Source organism: Myxococcus sp. RHSTA-1-4 (genome assembly GCF_020037125.1).
GTDB lineage: Bacteria > Myxococcota > Myxococcia > Myxococcales > Myxococcaceae > Myxococcus.
Genome location: NZ_JAIQDG010000002.1, coordinates 468,483 through 484,681, shown reverse-complemented (window position 1 = coordinate 484,681; position 16,199 = coordinate 468,483). Strand labels below are relative to the sequence as shown.

The 16,199-nt window shown below is 69.5% G+C and carries 16 protein-coding genes and 1 other RNA gene; 14 read left to right on the top strand and 3 right to left on the bottom strand.

The features are described 5' to 3' along the window. The first annotated feature begins 136 nt into the window (after positions 1-136). The 7 genes from K8638_RS05445 to K8638_RS05415 all read left to right on the top strand — a co-directional run bounded on the left by K8638_RS05445 (position 137) and on the right by K8638_RS05415 (position 8,514). Complete coding sequence (locus K8638_RS05445; RefSeq protein ID WP_223753325.1) at positions 137-1,075, top strand: MoxR family ATPase; 939 nt, start codon at positions 137-139, stop codon at positions 1,073-1,075. A gap of 31 nt (positions 1,076-1,106) precedes the next feature. Beyond that, positions 1,107-2,522, top strand: a complete 1,416-nt coding sequence (locus K8638_RS05440) for a patatin-like phospholipase family protein (RefSeq protein WP_370643915.1) — start codon at positions 1,107-1,109, stop codon at positions 2,520-2,522. Positions 2,523-2,623: 101 nt separating this feature from the next. Beyond that, complete coding sequence (locus K8638_RS05435; protein WP_223753324.1) at positions 2,624-3,571, top strand: branched-chain amino acid transaminase; 948 nt, start codon at positions 2,624-2,626, stop codon at positions 3,569-3,571. A gap of 140 nt (positions 3,572-3,711) precedes the next feature. Next, the gene (locus K8638_RS05430; RefSeq protein ID WP_223753323.1) at positions 3,712-5,049 is read left to right on the top strand and encodes an AAA family ATPase; all 1,338 of its coding nucleotides are present in this window, start codon (positions 3,712-3,714) and stop codon (positions 5,047-5,049) included. Between the two features lie 118 nt (positions 5,050-5,167). Continuing rightward, on the top strand, positions 5,168-6,010 hold the full coding sequence (locus K8638_RS05425) for a Fic family protein (protein WP_223753322.1): 843 nt from the start codon (positions 5,168-5,170) through the stop codon (positions 6,008-6,010). 240 nt (positions 6,011-6,250) lie between these two features. Beyond that, positions 6,251-7,372, top strand: a complete 1,122-nt coding sequence (locus K8638_RS05420) for a bifunctional oligoribonuclease/PAP phosphatase NrnA (RefSeq protein ID WP_223753321.1) — start codon at positions 6,251-6,253, stop codon at positions 7,370-7,372. Continuing rightward, the gene (locus tag K8638_RS05415) at positions 7,369-8,514 is read left to right on the top strand and encodes a cysteine desulfurase family protein (RefSeq protein WP_223753320.1); all 1,146 of its coding nucleotides are present in this window, start codon (positions 7,369-7,371) and stop codon (positions 8,512-8,514) included. Before K8638_RS05420 ends, K8638_RS05415 begins: the two co-directional genes overlap by 4 nt. A 67-nt stretch (positions 8,515-8,581) precedes the next feature. Here the strand turns inward: K8638_RS05415 and K8638_RS05410 are convergent, their stop codons facing one another. The 3 genes from K8638_RS05410 to K8638_RS05400 all read right to left on the bottom strand — a co-directional run bounded on the left by K8638_RS05410 (position 8,582) and on the right by K8638_RS05400 (position 10,761). After that, a complete protein-coding gene (locus tag K8638_RS05410) occupies positions 8,582-8,758 on the bottom strand; it encodes a hypothetical protein (RefSeq protein ID WP_223753319.1) in 177 nt (58 codons plus the stop codon). 111 nt (positions 8,759-8,869) lie between these two features. Then, a complete protein-coding gene (locus K8638_RS05405; protein WP_223753318.1) occupies positions 8,870-9,877 on the bottom strand; it encodes a serine/threonine-protein kinase in 1,008 nt (335 codons plus the stop codon). Then, positions 9,874-10,761: a tetratricopeptide repeat protein gene (locus tag K8638_RS05400; RefSeq protein WP_223753317.1), complete on the bottom strand. Its 888-nt coding sequence runs from the start codon at positions 10,759-10,761 to the stop codon at positions 9,874-9,876. The genes K8638_RS05405 and K8638_RS05400 overlap by 4 nt, the downstream gene beginning before the upstream one ends. A gap of 238 nt (positions 10,762-10,999) precedes the next feature. Between K8638_RS05400 and ssrS the strand changes: the two genes are divergently transcribed. From ssrS to K8638_RS05365, 7 genes are all read left to right on the top strand, one after another. Continuing rightward, positions 11,000-11,195: non-coding RNA, 6S RNA (gene ssrS / locus K8638_RS05395), on the top strand. A 19-nt stretch (positions 11,196-11,214) separates the two neighbouring features. Next, positions 11,215-11,838: a 5-formyltetrahydrofolate cyclo-ligase gene (locus tag K8638_RS05390; RefSeq protein ID WP_223753316.1), complete on the top strand. Its 624-nt coding sequence runs from the start codon at positions 11,215-11,217 to the stop codon at positions 11,836-11,838. Further along, positions 11,835-12,623, top strand: coding sequence for a TIGR00282 family metallophosphoesterase (locus K8638_RS05385; RefSeq protein WP_223753315.1), 789 nt, complete (start codon positions 11,835-11,837; stop codon positions 12,621-12,623). Before K8638_RS05390 ends, K8638_RS05385 begins: the two co-directional genes overlap by 4 nt. A 57-nt stretch (positions 12,624-12,680) precedes the next feature. Further along, complete coding sequence (gene tyrS, locus K8638_RS05380) at positions 12,681-13,958, top strand: tyrosine--tRNA ligase (protein WP_223753314.1); 1,278 nt, start codon at positions 12,681-12,683, stop codon at positions 13,956-13,958. Positions 13,959-14,268: 310 nt separating this feature from the next. Continuing rightward, on the top strand, positions 14,269-15,408 hold the full coding sequence (locus K8638_RS05375; protein ID WP_223753313.1) for an EndoU domain-containing protein: 1,140 nt from the start codon (positions 14,269-14,271) through the stop codon (positions 15,406-15,408). 6 nt (positions 15,409-15,414) lie between these two features. Next, the gene (locus K8638_RS05370; RefSeq protein WP_223753312.1) at positions 15,415-15,741 is read left to right on the top strand and encodes a hypothetical protein; all 327 of its coding nucleotides are present in this window, start codon (positions 15,415-15,417) and stop codon (positions 15,739-15,741) included. Between the two features lie 126 nt (positions 15,742-15,867). After that, positions 15,868-16,179 carry a hypothetical protein gene (locus tag K8638_RS05365; protein ID WP_223753311.1) on the top strand — a complete coding sequence of 104 codons (312 nt, stop codon included), beginning with the start codon at positions 15,868-15,870 and terminating at the stop codon, positions 16,177-16,179. Positions 16,180-16,199 lie beyond the last annotated feature (20 nt).

Below are 16,199 nucleotides of genomic sequence, written 5' to 3'. Positions count from 1 at the left end.
CCCACGATGCGCGAAAAATTTCCCTACGTGGTTACGCCGGGTTGCAGGGCAGAGAGGCGGTTTGCCCGCGGGATGGGGGCCGGAACCCTGGCATTTTTGCCGCAGTGGGTGGGGGGCCGTCGGTTAAGTTTGCCGGGTGAGCACCCCTTCGACGGCAGAGACGCGCCCCTTCACCAACGTGGAGGACGCGGAGCAGCGCCTGGAGCAGGTGGGATACCTGTCCTCCCCCGAAATCGCGACGGCGGCCTTCCTGGCCGACCGGATGGACAAGCCCATCCTGGTGGAGGGCCCCGCGGGCGTGGGCAAGACGGAGCTGGCCAAGGCGCTGGCCCAGGCCCTGGGCCGCGAGTTCATCCGGCTCCAGTGCTACGAGGGCCTGGACGAGGCCAAGGCGTTGTACGAGTGGGAGTACGCCAAGCAGCTCCTCTACACCCAGCTGCTCAAGGACAAGATTGGGGACATGGTGCAGGGCACCACCTCGCTGGCCGAGGCGGCGGACCGGCTGGCCACCGGCGACGCGGTGTTCTTCTCCGAGCGCTTCCTGCTGCCGCGCCCCATCCTCCGCGCCCTGGTCTCCGAGCGCCCCGCCCTGCTGCTGGTGGACGAAATCGACAAGGCGGACCCGGAGTTCGAGGCCTTCCTCCTGGAGGTGCTGTCGGACAACGCCGTCACCGTCCCCGAGCTGGGCACCTTCCGCGCGAAGCACATCCCCCGCGTGCTGCTCACCTCCAACAACGCGCGCGAGCTGTCGGACGCCCTCAAGCGCCGCTGCCTGCACCTGCACATCGACTTCCCGGACCGCGAGCGCGAGCTGCGCATCGTCAAGGCGCGCCTGCCGGGCGTGCCCCAGGTGCTGGCCGAGCAGGTGGTGGAGGCCGTGGCCGCCATCCGCGCGCTGGACTTGAAGAAGGCGCCCTCCATCAGCGAGACGCTGGACTGGGCGCAGAGCCTGGCGCTGCTCAACGCGGAGCAGCTCACCTCGGACATGGTGGCCTCCACGCTCAACCTCGTCCTCAAGTACGAGGGCGACATCGAGAAGGCCCGGGCCAACCTCCCGCAGATTGCCCAGGCCTGAGGCGCGCGGTGCGCCCCGAGACTCCCCGCCCGTGCTGCTGAAGGAACGCTTCCAGATTACCCGGCCGCTGGAGGAGATGGAGACCTCCCTCGTCCGCGCCTCCATGGCCTCGCCGGGCCTGCTGGACGCGCGCGAGGAGGCCATCCTCCGCACCGCGCTGTCGCTGGCGCGCCTCTACAAGGTCCAGCACGGAGGCCTGGACGTGGGCGTGGGCGCGCTGCTCACCCCCTTCCGCGAGGAGGTGGAGCGGCGCCTCGCCCCCGTCCTCCGGGGCCCCCGGCCTCCGACCCGGGACCGGCTCGTGCCCCACGTGAAGGACCTGCGAGAGCACGCCGCGCGGGCCCGGGACGCGGTGGCGGAGCGGCTGCGCGAGCGGGTTCCCCCGGAGGCGCTGGACCGGGAAATCCGCCACAAGGAGCTGGTGCTGGTGGCCGGCGGGGGTGGAGGCACCGCGTTCGTCTACCTGGGGGTGATGAGCCTGCTGGACGAGCATGGCCTGGAGCCCCGGCTGCTGGCCGGCGCGTCCATGGGCGCCATCCTCGCCATCATGCGTGCGCGCATGGCCCGCTTCGACCCCACGGAGATGATCAACATCGTCCGGGGGCTGTCCTTCCGGAAGCTGTTCCGCTTCATCTCCACGGAGAGCCGCTACGGCCTGCCGGCGGCGCTGCGGCTGTTCCTGCGCGCGGGCCTGGGGCGCTTCTTCGGCGCCGGGCCGGAGGGCAGCGGCCTGCGGCTGAGGGACCTCCCGCTGCCCACGCTCATCTCCGTGGGCGGCATCCGCCGCGGCATGCTTCCCCGCCCGCTGGAGTATTACGAGCGCCTGCTGGGCACCAGCCCGCTGGGCCTGCTCAACCCCGCGGGCGTGGCCCGGCGCATCCAGGCCGCCATGGGCGCCATGGCGGAGCTGTTCACCCGCCCCGAAATCACCGTCCGCCTCCACCTGGGCGCGGACGACGCCACCGCCGACTTCGACGCGCTGGACGCGGCCGGCTTCTCCTCCGCCCTGCCCGGCGTCATCCACTATGACGTGCTGCGGGAGGACCCGCGCATGCACTCGCTGCTGGACGGGCTCCTGTCGCAGCACGGCGTGGCGCGCCTCATCGACGGTGGGCTGGTGGACAACCTGCCCGCGAAGGCCGCGTGGAAGGCGGTGGCCCGGGGACGCATCGGCACGCGCAACGCGTTCATCCTCGGGCTGGACGGCTTCGCGCCCCGGCTGGCCACGCCCTTCTGGCTGCCCCTGCAGCGGCTGGCCGCGATGACGGTGGCCCCCAACCTGCCCTACGCGCACCACATCAAGCGCTTCCCGCGGACGCTGTCCCCGCTGGACGTGGTGCCCTCGGTGGAGCTGGCGTCGAAGGCCCTCCACCTGGGCCGCAAGGCCCTGGCCGAGGACATCCCCTTCCTGCGACGGATGCTCACCCCCCTGCCGCGGGTGCTGTGACGCCGCGCGCCACCACTTTCATGCTTTGACCTCATAGGGCCTGCTGGCTACAAGGCCCGGGCAGCCCCACCTTAAATCCCCCCAGGTGAAGGAACCTTTGAATGAGCTCGACCTCGAGTAACACGGTGCGTGCGGACCAGATCTGGCTCGACGGGAAGATGATCCAGTGGGACGAGGGCCAGGTGCACGTGATGACGCACGCGCTGCACTACGGGTTCGGCGTCTTCGAGGGCATCCGTGCGTACAAGACGCATGATGGCCGGCTGGCCGTCTTCCGGTTGCGCGAGCACATCCAGCGCCTCTTCGACTCCGCGCACATCCTGATGCTGAAGATGCCGTACACGGAGAACGAGCTCTTCGACGCGTGTCTGGAGCTGCTGCGCAAGCAGAAGGACCGCTTCGCCAACGGCGCCTACCTGCGCCCGGTGGCCTTCATGGGCGACGGCGCCATGGGCCTGGGCGCGGTGAACCCCACCCGCGTGGCCGTCACCGCCTGGGACTGGGGTGCGTACCTCGGTGACAAGGGCATCCGCGAGGGCATCCGCGCCAAGGTCAGCTCCTTCACGCGCATGCACGTCAACGTCAACATGGTGCGCGGGAAGATTACCGGCCAGTACGTCAACTCCATCCTCGCCAAGCGCGAGGCGGTGCTGGCGGGCTACGACGAGGCCATCCTCCTGGACATCAGCGGCTTCGTCGCCGAGGCGTCCGGAGAGAACATCTTCATGGTGAACAAGAAGGGCATCATCAAGACGCCCCCGCTGTCCTCACCCATCCTGGACGGCATCACCCGCGACACGGTGCTGAAGCTGCTGCGCGACAGCGGACGCGAGGTGGAGGAGGTCACCTTCACCCGCGACGCGCTCTACATCAGCAACGAGATCTTCTTCACCGGCACCGCGGCGGAAATCACCCCCGTGCGCGAGGTGGACAACCGCACCGTGGGCGCCGGCAAGCCCGGCCCCATCACCCAGTTCGTGCAGGAGACCTACTTCCGCACCGTGCGGGGCCAGGAGCCCCGCTACGCGGAGTGGCTCACCTACGTCTGAGCGCCGTCCCGCCCCGGGCGCCCTCCCCTTCCGGAGGGTGCCCCGGGTGCGTCCGTGCCTCCCTGCCCGGCCTCCTCGCGGCCTCACGGGGCCGCCTGCCCCATGCCCGCCATGCTCCGGATGGGCTAGAACAGGGGCCGATGGCTCCCCCCGGGTACGCGTACGACGACAATCCGTTCAAGCTCGAGAATCCGTCCATCCTCGACATCGCTCCCCCCGAGCCGAAGTCGGTGGAGGAGACGGGTCTCAAGATGGGCCTGCTCTCCGACATCGCGCTGAAGTACCTGTACTACGCGGGCACGGGGACGGGCATGGCCATCGCGGAGGAGATGTGCCTGCCGTGGCCCGGCGTCATCGAGCGCGTGGTGGACTTCCTCACCACCGAGAAGCTGGTGGACCTGCGCGGCGGCAAGGGCTTCGGCCGCGCGTCGGTGGAGTTCGTCCTCACGGAGAAGGGCCGCGAGTACGCGCGCGACGCCCTCACCCGCACCACCTACGTCGGCCCCGCGCCGGTGCCGATTGAGCAGTACAACGCCCTCATCACCAGCCAGACGGAGGAGACACCCGTCGTCAGCCAGGAGGAGCTGGTGATGGCGCTCAGCCACCTCACCGTCCCCGCCGAGCTGATGGACAAGCTGGGCCCGGCGGTGAACTCCGGCCGCTCCCTCTTCCTCTACGGCCCGCCCGGCAACGGCAAGACGAGCCTGGCCGAGGCCGTCTCCCACATGTTCGGCGGCGAGGTGTACGTCCCCCACTGCCTCGAAATCGGCAACCAGATCATCCAGGTGTACGACCGGCTCATCCACACCCCGGTGTCCCTGGAGATGGGCCGGGACTCCTCCGGCCGCCGGCAGACCTTCGAGATGGACAACCGGTGGCTCCTCTGCCGCCGGCCCTCCGTGGTGGTGGGCGGCGAGCTGACGCTCGAGACGCTGGACCTCATCTACTCGGAGAGCACCCGCCTCTACGAGGCGCCGTTCCAGGTGAAGGCCAACGGCGGCATGCTGCTCATCGACGACTTCGGCCGCCAGAAGGTCCACCCCACGGACCTGCTCAACCGCTGGATTGTCCCCCTGGAGAAGCGGGTGGACTTCCTCACCCTCCATACGGGCAAGAAGTTCGAGATTCCCTTCGACCAGCTCCTCGTCTTCTCCACCAACCTGGACCCCAAGGAGCTGGTGGACGAGGCCTTCCTGCGCCGCATCAAGTACAAGATTGAAGTCGGCAACCCGGACGAGGAGTCCTACCGGGAGATCTTCCGCCGGGTGTGCGAGGCGGCCGGCATCCCCTACGTGGACCAGGCCGTCACCTACCTCTTCGAGCACTACTACAAGCCCCGCAGCATGCAGCTGCGCGCCTGCCATCCACGAGACCTGGTGTCCCTCATCCGGGACGCCGCCCGCTACCGGCAGATTCCTCCGGCGCTCTCCAAGGACCTCCTCGACCAGGCGTGCGAGGTCTTCCTCGTCAATTTGTGATGAATTCGTTGTTCCAACCGCGCGGAATTTCTAGAATCCGCGCGCCGTTGAAATGCTCGGCCGCATGCTTCGGACTCCCCGCCCCGCGCGGGCCCGCAGCGAGAAGGAGCCGCAGTCCGTGAAGGAACGCTATCAGGACATCGACGAGAAGAACGAGGCGCTGCGCGAGTACCTCGACATCTACAAGGACAAGCTGCCAGCGCGCGAGTTCCTCGACAAGCTCGAGATGTCGTGGATCTACCACGACGCTGCCCTGGAGGGAGTCGTCTATACCCACCAGGAGCTGATGGCCGCGCTGTTCCCCGGCCGCACCAACGCGGAAGCGTCCATGATTCCGGTCGTCCTCGAGATCCGGAACCACAAGGCCGTCTGCGACTACATCCGCGAAGAGGCCGCGGGCGCGAAGAAGCAGGCGCAGATCACGCTCACCACCATCAAGCGGATGCACGACCTGTTCCTGGGCAACACGCCCGAGGCGCAGTCCGAGCGCGCGCGGATGGAGCGGCGTGAGCGCACCGAGAAGGAGCTCGCCAAGGAGCGGGAGCGCTCGGGGCTTCGCAAGGACATGCCGCTGCACCGCACGTACTTCCACGACATCGCCCAGCCCGCCAAGATTCAGGGCGAGCTGGAGAAGCTCGTGGACTACACGGCCAGCGCCGAGTTCCGCGAGTTCCACCCCATCAAGCAGGCGGCGACGGTGCAGCACCGCTTCCTGCAGATCTTCCCCTTCACGGAGCACAGCGGGAAGGTGGGGCGCATGTGCAGCAACCTCATCCTGGTGCGCAACGGCTACATGCCGGCCATCATCCACTCCATCGACCGGCAGCGGTACTACGAGTCCTTCCGGGGGCCCGTGTCCGCGTTCCGCACGGTGCTGATGGACGCCATGGAGAACTCGCTCGACAACGGGATGAAGTTCTTCAAGGACCTGGCGCGGAAGTACAAGGCCATCAACGGCTGACGTCAGGCCGCCTGTCACCGGGGCTCACGACTCCATCGCCGGAGGCGTGAGCCGGGCCTTCGCCGGGCGGTGACGCCCGGCAAGGGGGCGCTCGGGCCACACCTCCCACGCCATCTCGTGAAGCCTCTCCCCTTCGCCCACACCATTATTGGGGTGATGAAGACACCGTTCCTGGAACGTTATGGGGAGAACATCCGGCTTCTCGAATCCCACGGCCGGAGGAAGTAAAGAAGAGCACCCATGCCCGTCACACACACCCTCCACAGCCGCCGCAACACCGGGAACCCGGGAGGCGAGCTGACGGAGCCTCCGCCACCACGGCTGGCCCATCTGCCGGCCCGAGACAAGCTGGAGCGGCTGCTCCGCGTGGCCAAGGGGCACAAGAGGGCCCTCATCCTCACCCACGACAACCCGGACCCGGACTCCATGGCCGCGGCCGTGGCGCTCGCCCAGTTGCTGGAGCGCCGGGCGGACGTGAAGGCGCACGTCGGATACGGCGGCATCATCGGCCGGGCGGAGAACATCGCCTTCGTGAAGGTGCTGAGGCTGCCCATCTCGCACGTGTCGCAGATCGACTTCGACGAGTACGACCTCTTCGGCCTCGTGGACACGCAGCCCAGGGTGGGCAACCACTCGCTGCCCGCGAAGCTGGAGGCGCACATCGTGGTGGACCACCACCCGCTGCGACAGGAGAGCCTGGAGGCCCCCTTCGCGGACGTGGGCGGCGACTTCGGCGCCACCTCCACCATGCTGACGGAGTACCTGCGCGCCGCGCGACTGGAGCCCTCTCCGGAGGTGGCCACCGCGCTCTTCTACGGCCTGAAGGCGGACACGCGGGACCTGGGCCGCGAGACGACCCAGACGGACGTCGACAGCTACCTGTGGCTGTTCCCGCGGATGGACAAGTCGATGCTCGCGCAGATCGAGCACCCGGAGCTGCCGGCGCGGTACTTCCAGCTCTACCACACGGCCTTCGAGCGGGCGAAGGTGTACGGCCACGCCATCATCACCGACCTGGAGGAGGTCTACTCCCCGGACATGGTGGCCGAGGTGGCCGAGCGGCTGATGTTCCTCGAGGGCACGAAGTGGTCGCTCGCCTTCGGCACCTACCGCAACCAGCTCTACTTCAGCCTGCGGGTGAAGGACCGGCGGATGAACGCGGGCCGCCTCATCCGCGAAATCTTCGAGGACTACGGCGGCTCCTCGGGCGGGCATGGCAGCATGGCGGGCGCGCGGCTGCCGCTGTCCGGCAAGGCGGCGCAGCGCAAGGCGCTCAAGCGCGAGCTGGTGAACCGCTTCAAGGAAGCCTTCGGCGTCGCGGACGAGCGCCCCGTGTCGCTGCTGAGCGCGCAGGACACGTGATTTATTGGGACTACAATGCCGCCGCCCCGGTGCGCCCGGAGGTGGCGGCGCTGCTCTCCCGCGCCTTCTCCCAGGGCGGCTTCGGCAATGCCTCCAGCATCCACCAGAGCGGCCGCGACGCGCGGGCCCGGCTGGACGCGGCGCGCGCGAAGGTGGCGCGCGTGCTGGGCTGCGAGCCGAAGGAGGTGACGTTCACCGGCTCCGGCAGCGAGTCGGACGCGCTGGCGCTGCTGGGCGCCTGGCATGCGCGGCCGGTGCCGGAGCGCCGGCGGGTGGTGACGTCCGCCGTGGAGCACCCCGCCCTGCTCGGCGCGGTGGCGCAACTGGAGCGCGAGGGCGCCGAGGTGGTGCGGGTGGCCCCGGGGCAGGACGGGCGCGTGCGCGAGGAGGACGTGCTGCACGCGCTCACGCCGGAGACGGCGCTGTGCTCGCTGATGTGGGCCAACAACGAGACGGGCGTGGTGCAGCCCGCGGCGGAGGTGGCCCGCGCGTGCCGGCAGCGGGGTGTGCTCTTCCACACCGACGCGGTGCAGGCGGCGGGCAAGGTGCCGCTGTCCCTGCGCGAGGTGGACGCGGACCTGCTCTCCCTGTCGGCGCACAAGTTCGGCGGCCCGGCGGGCGTGGGCGTGCTGGTGGTGCGCAAGGGCGTGGACGTGCGGGCGCTGACGCCGGGCCACCAGGAGGGAGGACGCCGCGGGGGGACGCAGAACGTGCCCTATGCGGAGGCCCTCGCGCTGGCCCTGGAGCTGGCCTCGGAGGAGCAGCCCGAGGTGGCCGCGCGGGTGGGCGCGCTGCGCGACGCGTTCGAGCGCGAGGTGCGCGCGAGCCTCTCCGGCGTGGAGGTGAATGGCGCCGGGGCGCCGCGCGTGCCCAACACCAGCAACCTGCGCTTCGACGGAGTGGAGGGCGAGGCCCTGCTCATCGCGTTGGATTTGGACGGCATCTGCGTGTCCTCCGGCGCGGCATGCGCGTCGGGGACGCTGACGCCCTCGCACGTGCTGAGGGCCATGGGCCTGACGGTGCCGCGGGCGCGCGGCAGCCTCCGCTTCAGCCTGGGGCCCACTACCACCGAGGCGGAGGTGGAGCAGGTGCTCCAGGCGCTCCGCCGGCACGTGCCGAGGGTGCGCGAGCTGGCCGGGTAGCGGCCTCGGTACCTCGGCCCCCTGCGAGCCAGGAGCGGGGCGAGGCACGCCAGGGGCGCCCCCGCGATTACCACTTCTGCTCGGGGATGAACTTCTCGCGGACCTCCTCGTCGGGCTGGCCGTAGCCGGGCATTCCGTCCTCCCTGGCCTCGCTGGACCTGGAGGGCCGCCGGGGCTCCGCCTCCTCCGTCTTGCGCTCGGGCGCTTCCTGCTTGGGCTTCGGCTGCTTGGGCTCGGTCGCCATCGCACTCCTCCCCTGCGCGACATCGCGCGCGGGAGGAAAGGTCGTCATCTCCACGCGCGGCGGCAGGGGCTCCTCTCAAGGAAGGCGGGCGGGCGCGCGAGGCCCCGTCCCCTACCCCGCGCGCGAGCCCGGGGACGGCGACGAGCCACCCGACGACGCGCCCCCCGAGGACGAGGGCACGTCGTCACTGGCGCCGAACAGCCCGCGCACCACGGCGGCGATGGCCAGGGGCGTGCCCACGCGCTCGTCGTAGTGCGGCGTGAGGGCGTGGGCGAACTCCTCGGCCGTGGGGAAGCGGTCCTCGGGACGCGCGGAGAAGGCCCGGTCCACCACCGCCTCCAGGGCCTCCGGCACGTCCGGGCGCAGCTCGCGCAGCGGCCGGTACTGCCGGGACCAGATGGCGGCGAAGACCTCGTCCGGCGAGCCCCCGGCGAAGGGCCGCTCCAGCGTCAGCAACTCGTAGAGCACCACCGTGGCGGCCCACAGGTCGGCCGCGGGGTTCACCTCGCCGAGCAGCGACTCAGGGGACAGGTAGTAGGGCTTGCCCAGCACCTCGCCGCCCTGGAGCTTGCCGTCCACCAGCACGCGCGACACGCCGAAGTCGCCCAGCTTGATTTCCCCCACGCGGGAGATGAACAGGTTGGACGGGGACACGTCGCAGTGGACGATGCCCAGCGGCTCGCCCTGGGGGTTGGTGGCGGAGTGCGCGTACGCGAGCGCCTCCAGCAGCACCTTCCCCAGGTACACCGCGAAGTCCAGCGGCAGGGGGATGCCGCGCACCTTGCAGCGCCGGAGGATCTGCCCCAGGTCGCGGCCGTCCACCAGCTCCATGACGATGAAGTAGATGCCCTCCAGCTCCCCGGCATCCAGCACCGTGACGATGTTGGGGTGGTGGAGCTGCTTGGAGAGCTGAGCCTCGCGGGCGAAGAGCGCCACCGACTGCGGATCCCGCGTCAGCGCCGGCTGCAGCCGCTTGAGCGCCACCGTCCACCCCGCGCGCGGGCCGGACAGCACTCGCGCGCGGTACACCTCCGCCATGCCGCCCTTTCCGAGCACGGAGAGGATCTCGTAGTTGCCGAAGACCCGGAGCGGCTTGGGTGGCGAAGGCGGCTGGCTCACGGGCTCGTGCTTCCGGATCCTGTCGAATCGCGGCCCGAGGCCCGCTTCCGGGCCCGCTGCTGCATCAGTATCTCGATTTCGCCGCGCAGCGCCGACTCCGGCACCGCCTCCAGGGGCCGGTTCCCGGGCGCCCAGCCCAGGTCCAGGGCCTTGCGCAGCGACTCCCGGGCCCTGCCACGGTTGCCGTCTCGAAAGTGCGCGTAGGCCAGCCACAGGTGCACGTCGGGACGCGTGGACGCGCGGGCGCGCTCCAGCGTCTTCAGCGCGCCGTCCGTGTCTCCGCGGCCGAGCTGGGAGGCGCCCAGCCCCATCAGCGCCTCGGGGTTGCGCGCGTCCGACTCCAGCACGTGCGTGAACAGGGTCTGCGCCGCCGCGTGGTTGCCGGCCAGCAGCTGCCGCTGCCCCTCTTCCAGGGGCGGAATCTCCGGCTCGCGCCGGCGCGCCTGCGCCACCAGCGCCGCCGAGCCCACCCCCTCCGCGGGAGGGGCCATGGCACCGCCCGCCGGGGGCTTCGCCGCCTCGGACTCGGGCTCGGGCTCCACGTCGCCGTCGTCCTGCGGGGCGGTGGACGTGAGGACCAGCGCGTTCCCCTTCAGCGCCGGAGAGGAGCAGCCCTCCCGGAGGCGAATCATCGCGCTCAGCACCCGGTCCTTCGGGTTGAAGACGACCAGGGCCGGATGCAGCTTGCGCTCCTCGCACGCGGAGCCGCCCTGCTGGCAGAGCAGCACATGGGCCACCAGCACGTTGCCCTGGAGCTCCCCGGAGATGACCTCCGTGTCGGGCTCGAAGCGGCAGGGGCCGCCGGTGGCGGTGCCAATCACCCGCTCGCCTTCCGTGCGGAACCGGACCTGTCCGTAGGTATCTCCCAGGTAGGGACCGGACACGGTCGGCCCCGCCCACGCGAGGCCGGAGGCGACGGAAAGAATCGTCGCGAGACCCTTGTTTGAAAGCGCGGGCGGCATGTGCTGGGTGGTCCTCATCATAGGGGTCGCGAGCCTGCCTTGTAAACGCACGAGGAAGCCTTGACCCCGCCGTCCCCCGTCCTTATCATTTCCAAAGACTCTTACGGGTTTTCCCAATAGATTCGAGGACTTGGTAGCACTGTAGCTTTGTTACAAGGGCTGTCCCCTGCGGGGCGCGTGATGCCCAGCAGAAATTCGAACCGATACGTCCATTCCGGGGTCCGTTTCGGTCGCCATGTGCAAGCCCTCCCCTCTCACGGGGGATGAGGGAAGCCTGCGGCGGCATGATTTCGGTTCCCACCTGGCTTTTGAGGGTTCAATGGACGCTGGGCACACGGCCATGCGGCGGGGGACTTTTTCTTCGGAGCGGCGGCGGTGAGCGAGACGGTGGTGGAAGAGGCGGCGGCGAGGAAGCAGACGCTGCGTGAGGAGTTGACGGCGCGCCGAAAGGCGATGACGCCGGACATCATCGACACGCGGGGTCTCAAGGTTCAGTCTCGATTCCTGGCAACGCCGTACTATCAGAAGGCAAGGACGGTGGCCCTGTACGCCCCCATCCGGGGCGAGGTGCCCACCCGGGACATCCTGATCGCGGCGCTGCAGGACGACAAAATCGTCTGCTACCCGCTCTCCCATGTCCACGGGCGCATCCTGTCGTTCCGGGCCATCAAGTCGGAGAGCGAGCTGGAGCCCGGCCGCCTGGGTGTCCGGGAGCCGAGCAACTCCTCGGACCTCATCCCGGTGGACCAGATTGACCTCTTCGTGGTGCCGGGCCTGGGCTTCACCCGGGACGGCAAGCGGCTGGGACGCGGAGGTGGCTACTACGACGCCACCCTTCGCGCGGCCAGCCAGCGCAGCCGCCGCGTCGGACTGGCCTTCAATGACCAGGTCGTCGAGGTGCTGCCCACCACGGGTGACGACGTGGACATGGACCTCATCGTGACGGAGTCCGAGTCGCTGCGGGGCCTGTACCGCGACGCGGATTTCCTGGATACGTGAGAGTCCTCTTCATGGGAGATGTCGTGGGCCGCCCGGGACTCCAGGCGGTCCGCGCCCTGTTGCCGCGCCTGGTCTCCGAGCACGGGGTGGACCTGTGCGTGGCCAACGCCGAGAACAGTGAAGGCGGCGCGGGCCTCAGCCCGGAGTCCGCGCAGTACCTGCTCGACAGCGGCGTCTCGCTGCTGACGAGCGGCAATCATTTCTACTCGAAGAAGGCCATCCTCCCCTGGGTGAAGGAGCATCCGGACCAGCTCCTGCGGCCGGCCAACTACCCCAAGGGGACTCCCGGGCGCGGGCATGGCCTCGTGCGGACGAAGGACGGCCGGGCGCTGGGCGTCATCAACCTGGAGGGGCGCGTCTTCATGCGGCTCCAGGACAGCCCCTTCGAGGCTGTGCTGCCCCTGGTGGAGGAGCTGCGCCAGCAGACGCCCTGCATCCTGGTGGACATGCACTGCGAGGCCAGCAGTGAGAAGAACGCCATGGGCGTGTACCTCGACGGGAAGGTGTCCGCCGTGGTGGGCACGCACACGCACGTGCAGACGGCGGACGAGCGGCTGCTTCCCGGAGGCACGGCCTTCATCACCGACGTGGGCATGTGTGGCCCACTGGACTCCGTCATCGGCATGAAGAAGGAGTCCTCGGTGGCGCGCTTCCTCGGGGAGAAGGCGCCCTACGAGCTGGCGGAGCGGCTGGTGTACCTGCAAGGCGTGGTCATCGACCTGGACGACGCCACGGGCCGGGCGCGGAGCATCGAGCGGGTGCGCCAGCGCCTGCCGGGTACCTGAAAGCCGCCCGAGGATATGCCGCCCCTGGCGCGGCAAATCGGCTAGGTTGCCCGGGCCATGAATCAGGACGCGCTGCGCAAGGCAACCCCCGAGGAGCAGTTCGAAGAAGTCACCCGCGGCACCGTGGACATCCAGGTGGCCGAGGAGCTGAAGAAGAAGCTCCAGCGCTCGTATGACACGGGCAAGCCGCTGGTCATCAAGGCGGGGTTCGACCCGAGCCGGCCGGACCTGCACCTGGGCCACTCGCTGCTGCTCACGCGCATGCGGCGCTTCCAGGACTTCGGCCACACGGTGGTGTTCCTCATCGGCGACTTCACGGCGCTCATTGGCGACCCGACGGGGCGCAACGCCACGCGGCCGGCGCTGACGCGCGACGAGGTGAAGGCCAACGCGGAGACCTACAAGCAGCAGGTCTTCAAGGTGCTGGACGAGAGCAAGACGCAGGTGCGCTTCAACTCCACCTGGCTGGACGCGCTGGGCACGGAGGGGATGATCCGCCTGGCGGCGCGCTACTCGGTGCAGCGCATGCTGGAGCGCGACGACTTCAAGAAGCGCTTCCGTGACAACGTCTCCATCGCCATCCACGAGTTCCTCTACCCGCTCCTGCAGGGCTACGACTCGGTGGCGCTGAAGTCGGACGTGGAGCTGGGTGCGACGGACCAGCTCTTCAACCTGCTGGTGGGGCGGCAGCTCATGAAGGAGGAGGGGCTGGAGCCGCAGGTCATCATGACCGGCCCCATCCTCGAGGGGCTGAACGCGAAGCTGGTGGACGGGAAGATCGTCGGCGACAAGATGTCCAAGAGCCTGGACAACTACGTGGGCGTCAGCGAGCCGCCGGAGACGATGTTCGGCAAGCTGATGAGCATCACCGACGACCTGATGTGGCGGTACATCGAACTGCTGTCGTCGAAGTCGCTGCGGGAAGTGGCGGAGATGAAGGCGAAGGTGCAGGCCGGCGAGCTGCACCCCATGGCGGTGAAGAAGGGCTTCGCGCAGGAGATCGCCACGCGCTTCCACGGCGAGGAGGGCGGCCAGAAGGCGCTGGCGGTGTGGGACACCACCATGGGGAAGAAGGAAGCGCCCCAGCAGAACCTGGAGCTGGTGGAGGTCTCCCTCGCCGGGGCGGAGAAGCTGCCGCTCTTCAAGCTGCTGCCGGAGACGAAGCTGGTGGCCTCGGCGACCAAGGCCCGCGAGGCGATGGCCCAGGGCAGCGTGCGCGTCAACGGCGAGAAGGTGATGGACCTGAAGGCCGAGCTGGGCGCGGGCGAGTACACCGTCCAGGTGGGCAAGGCGAAGACGGACAAGCCGAACGCGGTCCGGCTGAAGCTCAGCTGAGGCCCGGCCAGGCCGGACCGCACGGGCGGCATGCGGTCCGGCGGAGGCTCCGCGGAATGGAACGTCCATTCCGCCCCCGCCGCCCACAGGCCCGTTGAGGCTTCGTCGAGCCCGGCGGGTGGGCGCCCACCGCGGAACGGAATCTCCATTCCGCATCCCGCCGCATGCGGTCCCCCAGGCGCGCCCGCCTGCCTGCTCCCGCCTGTCCCCGGTTGAATGCCGGACGGGAGAGCTCCGTCCCATGCGCCGACGGACGTCCCCCCGCCCTCCTCCCGAGGGCACGCGGGGACTGCTGTAGACTCCGCGCGCCATGCGTCTTCCCCTGCCCTTCCTTGCCCTGATTCTCACCGCCGCCCTGCCCGCCCTGGCGGGCCCGGGGGCCTTCGTGTCCGAGGTCCGCGTGGACGCGGTGGAGCAGCCCGAGTCGAAGCGGGTGGTCTTCACGGTGGAGCCGGACACCTCGTATCCGCTGCTGAAGAAGGGCGGGCCGAACCGGGCCTGGTGCAAGCTCAAGGGACCGTCCGGCGAGGGCTGGGTGCTGTGCGAGGGCGCGCCGGAGTCCGCGGCGCCCAGGGCCCCGGACGCGGCGGCCCTGGCGGCGGCGGACCGCGCCAACACCGAGCAGCAGGCCCGGGGCCGGGCGAAGCAGCAGGCCCTCCTGGCCCGTGCGTCCGACGAGGAGGCCGACGAGGAGCGCGCCGGGGGCGACGTCCAGTTCGCCTCATCCAGTGGGGCCACCGCGCGCGCGGACTGGAAGCCGGCCACGGGCTGCGCGACGACGTGTGACTCGAAGCCGCTGTTCGGCAAGCTGCCGGCGCTGACGGCGCAGGACCGGGAGGTGCTGGACATGTGCCCGGCGCGTCCGGACGTGAGTGTGAGTGCGGGGGACGTGCAGCGCTTCTTCTCCCGGCACTACAACGACCCGCGCATCCAGACGGCGCTGTCCGTGGCGGGGCGGCCGGGCTCACGGCAGGGCAACCTGGAGTGGCTCACGGGTCTGTGGGTGAGCACCGGTCCGCGCAACGCCTTCACGCACGTGTTCTGCGGGGACGACTGGCAGCGCGGCCCCATTGGCGGGCTGCACTTCCTGCCGCGTTACGCGCAGCTCGAGGCGGAGGGGAAGCTCTGCTACGGGGGCCCGGCGCGCGGGGGCAACGCGATGAAGGGCGACCAGTACCTCATCAAGTTCCGCGGCGTGGCGCCGTGGTCCTGCGGGGAGAAGAAGATTGGCGGCTTCTCCCGCTCACCGGACGCGGTGGGGCTGGTGGCCATCGGCACGCGCGCCTTCGCCCGCTGCTGTGCGCGAGGTGGGGCGAAGAAGGAAGGCGGCGTGTACTCCGCGCCGGACCTCGGCGGGACGAACTGGCGCATCTGGTGCGGCACGCGCAACGGCACCTACGGCATCGCCACCCTGCACCCCACCGACGAGAAGGCCACCTGCGGGGACTGACGACACATGCGGCGCATCTGCCTGCCCCTGCTCGGCATCATTGTGGCATGTACGAGCCCTCGACTCTTCTATCTCCATGGTGAATTGCCCAAGGAGGAGAATGACCCCGACCTCGCAGTGGCGCCGGGGCCGTGGAAGGTAGAGGGAATATCCGCCGTGCTTGCGGATACATCGGGTGTTCCAGATGACCTGGTGCTGCCCACACTCAGGGCCTTGATGGCATTGCCCGGCGCGGCGGATGCCTGCGACCCGAACACAGGCCGCCCGCGTCCAGATGCGGCCGAGTATTGCGTCGCGCGCTACCGGACACCCGACGACTGGCGCGTCTCGTAGCCGGTCCGGAGCCTGACGGGCGCACGCAACTCATGCCAACCCCCATTCGGCGGTGTTGACGATGAGGACTTCGGGCGGGAGCTGGCCGTCTTTGGCTTCGCTCACAATCATCCCTGTGGAACCAACGTGAGCAGCCCGGACCTCTCGGTTTTTCCAATGGTGAAATCGGGTGACGGTCTCTGGATGATGGTGGCCTATGCGGCAACACCTGGTGGCAAACTGGTTCGCGACTCGCGGGGAGAGTTGATTCCGGCGGAGCATTGGCTGGCGACGGGTCACCGCGACGAGCCTCGCTTCTACAAATGGAACCACGAAGGGGCGCTCTTCAAGTGGAACGAGGACAGGAGACGTTGGGACTTCCAGGCGACCTGTCGCCCTCGGACATCCATGCTCGATACCGGAGTCCTGCCAGCGCAGTGTGTTCCTGCCTTGAACTGAGGAACGATCAGAGACTCCTG

Coding starts and splice junctions, on each gene's coding strand:
- K8638_RS05430 (WP_223753323.1), top strand. CDS start 3,712: ATGGCTCCCCCCGGGTACGCGTACGACGACAATCCGTTCAAGCTCGAG.
- K8638_RS05375 (WP_223753313.1), top strand. CDS start 14,269: ATGCGTCTTCCCCTGCCCTTCCTTGCCCTGATTCTCACCGCCGCCCTG.
- tyrS (WP_223753314.1), top strand. CDS start 12,681: ATGAATCAGGACGCGCTGCGCAAGGCAACCCCCGAGGAGCAGTTCGAA.
- K8638_RS05435 (WP_223753324.1), top strand. CDS start 2,624: ATGAGCTCGACCTCGAGTAACACGGTGCGTGCGGACCAGATCTGGCTC.
- K8638_RS05370 (WP_223753312.1), top strand. CDS start 15,415: ATGCGGCGCATCTGCCTGCCCCTGCTCGGCATCATTGTGGCATGTACG.
- K8638_RS05420 (WP_223753321.1), top strand. CDS start 6,251: ATGCCCGTCACACACACCCTCCACAGCCGCCGCAACACCGGGAACCCG.
- K8638_RS05410 (WP_223753319.1), bottom strand. CDS start 8,758: ATGGCGACCGAGCCCAAGCAGCCGAAGCCCAAGCAGGAAGCGCCCGAG.